General features: G+C 34.5%; 1 protein-coding gene. It reads right to left on the bottom strand.

Going from position 1 to position 1,180, the window contains the following annotated elements; translation table 11 throughout:
* Positions 1-18: 18 nt before the first annotated feature.
* Positions 19-1,109, bottom strand: a protein-coding gene (locus IO68_RS33870; RefSeq protein WP_152514801.1) for an IS4-like element ISAba33 family transposase whose coding sequence is annotated in 2 segments (ribosomal slippage) — positions 19-569 and positions 569-1,109 — 1,092 coding nt in all. Because the reading frame shifts where the segments join, the coding sequence is not laid out codon by codon here.
* Between the last annotated feature and the right edge of the window lie 71 nt (positions 1,110-1,180).

Genomic DNA, 1,180 nt, shown 5'->3' with positions numbered 1-1,180 from the left:
CTCTGTACACGACAAATTTCATAGGGCCCTTGTTCTATCAGACTTTTTCTTTCTTAAAATTGCTAGCACTTTCTTAAATTCTTCTTTTTTCCCAAAACCAATCAAACGTAGAATAGCCATTTGAACATGGTCCAAGCCGTAGCGAAATAAACTTACTGAAAGTCGTCCATGCTTCTTTATTTTTATCGCTTTTTTTCGATCATGTTGCCATTCACCTGTTAAATAGCACCAACAGAAACCGATAGCTAGCACTGCTATCAATTTCTTGACTCGTCTAGGGTCTGTTAAACGAGTATTTTCAAGATTGAATCCACGTCCTTTGAGACAACTAAATAAGGTTTCGATTTCCCAGCGTAATGCATAATCACGAATAGCAGAAGCATTAAACATAGGAGAAACAACAAGTAAAAGTTCTCCATCTTCTAATCTTAACGCACTAATATACAGTTTCACTCGACCAACCCAAATACGTCGTTTACGACATTCAGTTTGACCAACTTGAAGATGACGAAATAAATCACTAATTTTATGATTCTTTGCTAAGTGATTGGTCACAATAAAGTTTTTTTAACACGTATACAGAAGTTAATGTCATTTTCAATTAACCATGTGAACCATTTCTCACCGATAAATTCCCTGTCTGCGAACACATTCACAATACGATCTTTACCAAAAATGGAGATGAAGCGTTGAATCAAAGCAATACGCTCTTTTGTATCTGAATTTCCACGTTTATTGAGCAATGTCCAAACAATAGGTATCGCTATTCCACGATAGACGATGGCTAACATCAAGATATTGATATCTCGTTTTCCCCATTTCCAGTTGGTTCTATCCAAAGTTAATTGGACTTTATCGAATAAAAATATATTGAAAATTAACTGAGAAATTTGACGATAATCGAAATACTGATCTGCAAAGAAGCGTTGTATACGTCGATAAAATGATTGTGGTAAGCACTTGATAGGTAAGGCTTTAGATGCAGAAGAAAGATTACATGTCTGTTTTACAATTAATGCCAGCATAATCAGTGTAAAACATTTTAGATGTGACTTGTTCCACTTTAGATATTTGTTTAAGATGAGATGTAACTCATTGAAATGTGTCATCATATTCGTCGTCAGAAAACAAGTATTATGCCATTATTTCAATGAGTTATCTTTTTTTGTCGTGTACAAAG

The organism is Acinetobacter sp. COS3, assembly GCF_000475335.1.
Taxonomy (GTDB): domain Bacteria; phylum Pseudomonadota; class Gammaproteobacteria; order Pseudomonadales; family Moraxellaceae; genus Acinetobacter; species Acinetobacter venetianus.
Note: the sequence above shows the minus strand (reverse complement) of the source record. Positions and strands in the feature narration are given on the sequence as shown.